The 5,326-nt window shown below is 50.5% G+C and carries 5 protein-coding genes; 1 reads left to right on the forward strand and 4 read right to left on the reverse strand.

From position 1 onward, the window contains the following. Both JSN25_RS16435 and JSN25_RS16440 read right to left on the reverse strand, forming a co-directional pair. Positions 1–1,146, reverse strand: a 1,146-nt coding sequence (locus JSN25_RS16435; protein ID WP_204525146.1) for an MFS transporter, incomplete at its 3' end; no start/stop codon positions are given. Positions 1,147–1,234: 88 nt separating this feature from the next. Beyond that, entirely contained in the window at positions 1,235–2,371 is a 1,137-nt protein-coding gene (locus JSN25_RS16440) for an alpha/beta hydrolase (protein ID WP_087856561.1), read from the reverse strand. 175 nt (positions 2,372–2,546) lie between these two features. On the opposite strand from JSN25_RS16440, the gene JSN25_RS16445 reads away from it, so the two are divergent. After that, the gene (locus JSN25_RS16445) at positions 2,547–3,431 is read left to right on the forward strand and encodes a LysR family transcriptional regulator (protein WP_038640791.1); all 885 of its coding nucleotides are present in this window, start codon (positions 2,547–2,549) and stop codon (positions 3,429–3,431) included. A gap of 18 nt (positions 3,432–3,449) precedes the next feature. Here the strand turns inward: JSN25_RS16445 and JSN25_RS16450 are convergent, their stop codons facing one another. Together JSN25_RS16450 and JSN25_RS16455 are read right to left on the reverse strand one after the other, a co-directional pair. Then, positions 3,450–4,715, reverse strand: a complete 1,266-nt coding sequence (locus tag JSN25_RS16450; protein WP_085048146.1) for a Y-family DNA polymerase — start codon at positions 4,713–4,715, stop codon at positions 3,450–3,452. Positions 4,716–4,717: 2 nt separating this feature from the next. Continuing rightward, a complete protein-coding gene (locus JSN25_RS16455) occupies positions 4,718–5,137 on the reverse strand; it encodes a translesion error-prone DNA polymerase V autoproteolytic subunit (RefSeq protein ID WP_137351488.1) in 420 nt (139 codons plus the stop codon). Between the last annotated feature and the right edge of the window lie 189 nt (positions 5,138–5,326).

Consider the following 5,326-nt stretch of genomic DNA (forward strand, 5'->3'; position numbering starts at 1 on the left):
CGCACCAACAAGTAGTAGAGCGCTGAGTCCAAAAGAACTTTGCCATCCCAGACGGTCGAACATTAGCCCCCCAGCCGTTGAACCAAGCGCAATCGAAAGCTGGATGACGGCGACCATCAGACCACCGCCCGCCTCAGCATCCTCGGGCAGCGTCCGCGCCAGCCATGTCCACCACCCCGTTGGCGCAGCAGTAGCGAGCATTCCCCACAGGCTTAATAGCTCAGTAACAGCCCAGGTGCAATGCCCGACCAGGAGTAACATTCCGGCAATGATAGCCATCAGTAATGGTATAGCCATGAGTGTTTGATAAAATCTGGCGTTCAGGAATGTCGTCACTATAAGCGTACCAGCCAACCCCGCGATGCCAATTGCGAGCAAAATCAAAGATAGACCAGAAGCATTCACCCTGGTCACCGTCTCCAGAAACGGACGGACGTAGGTAAATAATGCAAACTGCCCCATAAAGAAGAGTCCGCAGGCCAGCAGACCGGTTGATACAATGGAGACACGAAACAGACGAAGTACCGACCCACGCGTCTTGTGCACCTTATCCTTTTTCATTTCGGGCAAACTGATGCTTTGCCAGATGAACGCCGTTATCGCAAGAGGCACGAGGCATAAAAAGGCCCCACGCCAGCCGACGGTTGCCCCCAGGTAACTGCCCAGCGGGGCTGCCACGACGGTTGCCAGCGCATTCCCGCCATTAAAAATAGCCAGCGCCCGGGGAACCTGGTGCTGCGGTACCAACCGTATTGCCGTTGCTGCCGACAATGACCAAAAGCCGCCAATGACAATACCAATTGTGGCTCTTCCCAACATATAAAGCGGATAACTGGGAGCTAATCCGATCATTATTGCCGACACAGCCATTAAAATGGTCAACCCCAGCAGAAAATATTTACGATTCAGATCCCCGGCAACATGTGAAATGGTCAGGCTGGTTAGTACTGCCAGCACGCCGGAAATCGCTATTCCCTGACCAGCCAGTCCCTCTGAAACGTGCAAATCTCTGGCAATCGGCGTCAATAAACTGACCGGCATAAATTCTGAGGCAATAAGAATAAAGACGCAGAGCGTCATGGCAAATACGCCGCCCCAGTGTGCGTGCGTTTTATTACACAAGGTATTATGGCTCAGTGTGGACATTATTATTTTCTCTGTATATTGCCGGGGCAAAACAAGGGCAAAGCCACCTGCCAAACAGGTAGCTTTGTTAAGTTTTCCGGCCAGGAATTTATCTTAAGGAGGTTTTGAAAAACTGCTCAAATTTGCTGAATGGTATTTTACCGGCCACATTGTCATATAAATCAACATGGTTAGCCCCCGGAACGACCACCAGCTCTTTATCTTTACTACCAACGGCCTTAAAGGCGTCTTCGGCAAAATAACGTGAGTGCGCTTTTTCACCCGTTACGATCAGCACAGGAACAGTAATTTCATTGGCGTAGCTTAGCAGCGGCATATTCATAAACGACAGGGGCATTGTTGCGTTCCATGCGCCTGTTGAATTGACAGAACGCGCATGGAAACCACGTGGCATCCGGTAATAATCGTAAAACTCTTTCAGTACCGGATGCGGATTTGCAGGTAAGGTTTCCGGCAGAATACGATCCCCTGCACTGACATTACCTTTTTCGTCAACATTAATGTCATGTCCACCCGGGGCAAATGTGCCCTTTTCCGCATCTTTCCAGCGCTGCGCATTCAGATACTGCAATACCGCGTGGCGGTCTGCGGAGGTATACCGGTCTTTGCCATCACCGACGCCATGGCCCATTGCGCGACTCATGTCATACATTACGCTAGTCGCAACGGCCTTAACACGTGTATCCATTGCTGCGTCATTTAACGCCATCCCGCCCCAACCGCAGATACCAAGTAAGCCGATGCGATTGCGATCCACTTCTTTTTGTAGGCCAAGGAAATCAACCGCCGCGCTGAAATCCTCGGTGTTGATATCAGGAGAGGCAACATTACGTGGAATACCGCCGCTTTCGCCGGTATATGAAGGATCGAAGGCCAGCGTCACAAAACCCTGTTCAGCCAGCGTCTGCGCGTACAGTCCACTGGACTGCTCTTTTACTGCGCCAAAAGGACCGCTAACCGCAATTGCCGCCAGTTTGCGTTCGCCTCGATCTTTTGGAATATAGAGATCTCCAACTAACGTGATCCCATAGCGGTTCTGAAAAGTTACCTTGCGATGATTGACTTTCGTACTTTCGGCGAAGGTTTTATCCCATTTTTCGACCATCGAAACGGGCGCGTTTGGGTTGGTTGTATCAGCATAACTCATCGTTGTGACTCCATTTAATGATGCGCATAGCAGCATGGCAGGTAGGGTGGTCGACAGTTTTCTGGTGAAAGCTTTCATCACTTGTTCCCCTAAAAATAGGTTGTGGGTACAGGTCTTATACGGACAACATTGCTGTGCCTGGTTGCAATGCGCTCATTATAGGTAGCAGTATTCGTTCTGATTAGAGGGTGTAAAATGCTAGAATTAATATCATATTGTTATAAATGGCGGCATATCAGGCGAGGACTGAAGAATGGCAAAACGGGAAAACTATAACGATCTCTACCTGTTTATGCAGGTAGTGCGGGAAGGCAGTTTTACCGCGGCCGCACAACGACTTGGGTTGGCGCAATCAGGCATCAGCCGTTCAGTGCGTGAGCTGGAGCAGCGTCTGGGGGTTCAGTTGCTGGCCCGTACTACGCGTAAATTGTCGTTGACGCATGCCGGCGAACAGCTCTACCGGACTGTAGAATCGGGGTTTGATGCTTTGAATTCAGGACTTTCCACTCTGGCGTACTATCGTAATACTCCCTCAGGTACGGTACGTATCAATGCCAGCCAGCACGCCATTGATAAAGTACTCCTGCCGAAGCTGGCGGTATTTAAACAACGCTACCCCGATATCCGACTTGAACTTATTAGCGAAAGTCGGTTCGTCGATATTATTGCTGAACGATTTGATGCGGGCGTCCGCCTGGGTTCAGAAGTAGGTAGTGGCATGGTCGCGGTGCGCATTTCACCCGATATGGAGATGGCGGTAGTTGGCACGCCGGAGCATTTTCGTCGCTACGGCTTTCCCCAAACACCAGCAGATTTAGTGATCCACCCCTGCATCGCATATCAGTTTGGTGATGGAAGCCTGTATGCCTGGGAGCTCAACGATGGTGGTAAAAAAATCACCCACCGGCCGCAGGGACAGTGGGCCTTTGCTGACAGTTACATGGAAGCAAAAGCAGCCAGACTGGGCCTGGGGCTGGGTTATGTCCCCGAAGAGTTGATTGCCGATGATTTAGAACGAGGCACGCTTATCCGGGTTCTGCAACGTTACAGTCAGCGTCTGGATGGTTCATTTCTGTATTACCCGCACCGTAACGTGTCACCTGCCTTGCGAGCCGTCATCGATACATTAAAAATTTGAATCAGCAGATATTAAGACTCACCTGACGCGCAGTAAATCAGTAAAACGCGTCGTATAGCGAGGTGAGAGCATCTCTCGTTTCATTTGCCACGGCTGTTCAATCCCCTGCCCGGCAAACCAGATTGTCCCACGTCCCTTTTTATTCAACCGATCAATCACCATCATTAATTCCGCGCTGTGGCTCCGGGGGGCGTTGCCATCAAACAGATTCAGTTGCGCCACGCCAGAACTGAAAAAATCGCCCAACATCACACCCGCTTTTTGATAATGTTGCCCCTCTCGCCAGATAGCGTCCAGGCTGCGCGTTGCCGCACTCATAATTTCCCGGGTGTCCTGGGTCGGGATCAGCAGCTTTACCGACGCGCTGTTAGCGTAATACGGTTCCTTCAGGGCAAATGGACTGGTTTTGATAAATACAGAGATAAACCGACAGAACTGATGCTCCCCGCGCAGCTTTTCCGCCGCACGTGAGGCATAGGTGCAAATCGCTTCACGCATCGCGTTATAGTCCGTGAGTTTTTCACCAAACGAGCGTGAACAGACGATTTCCTGTTTAACCGGCGCAAACTCTTCCAGCGCCAGGCACGACTCACCGCGCAATTCCCGTACGGTTCGTTCAAGAACTACGTTGAAGTGTTTGCGAATAAAGCGAATGTCGGTATCAGCCAGGTCACGGACGGTTTTAATCCCCATCGCGTCCAGTTTTTTACTGATACGGCGGCCCACGCCCCACACTTCACCGACAGGGAGTGCGGCCATCAGCTTACGCTGGTGCTCAATATTTGATAAATCCACCACTCCGCGAGTCTGTTGCGGCCATCTTTTGGCGGCGTAATTCGCGAGCTTTGCCAGCGTTTTGGTCTGGGCGATGCCAACGCCAACCTGAAGGCGTGTTTTCTGTAGAATTGTGGCCCTGATTTCGAGACCAAAATCCGTCAAATCCCTACAGTTTCTTACTCCCGTCAAATCGCAGAATGCTTCATCAATACTGTACCTTTCCACATGTGGAGAGAGGTCTTCCAGGATAGACATGACCCGACTGCTCATATCCGCATACAGTTCATAGTTGGAACTAAAACACACCACGCCGTAGCGCCGAAACAGATCTTTCTGTTTGAAGTACGGAGCGCCCATTGTGACGCCAAGCGCCCGAGCCTTCGCGCTACAGGCGATAACACAACCGTCGTTATTGGAAAGAACGACAACCGGTTTGTCTTTCAGATCGGGCCGGAATGCCATCTCACAACTGGCGTAAAACGAATTAACATCCACCAGGGCAAACATAATCAGCCAGCCGCCTTAACGATAAAGGTCACCACGCCAAAGATATCCAGCGAGTCCTCGCTGCCGATGATAATGGGCGCGTAGGTTCTGTTCTCTGGCTTGAGCATCACAATTGGATGCAATTGCAGACGTTTAACGGTGAATTCTCCCTCAATGGCGGCAATCACGATGTCTCCATGAGCCGGGTTTCTGGCGCTGTCGACAATCAGCAAATCACCCTCACCGATCCCCGCCCCGACCATAGAATCACCCGATGATTTTACAAAATAGGTTGCGCTGGGATGCTGTACCAGCAGGTCATTGAGATCGATACCTTTCTCAACGTAATCCTGCGCCGGAGAAGGAAAGCCACAGGGCACAAGGTCGCTGAACAGGGGAAAATTTTTCGTTTGTCGACGTTTTGCAGGCTGGAAAAACAACATAATAATCTGCCTCTCACTTAACTGTATTTATATACAGTAGTTTTAATGAGGACGGCGATCAAGTGACGAGAGTAGCGAACTGGGTATTGTTTAATCATCTCGTCGGTAAGCTTTTATCGTGTCTGGAAAAATAATTTTTTGTTTTATTCCGCAGAGGAAGATGTTCATTTAACCGGAACGATAAGGACA

Origin of the sequence: Citrobacter cronae, assembly GCF_016893685.1 — a bacterium.
Taxonomy (GTDB): Bacteria; Pseudomonadota; Gammaproteobacteria; order Enterobacterales; family Enterobacteriaceae; genus Citrobacter; species Citrobacter werkmanii.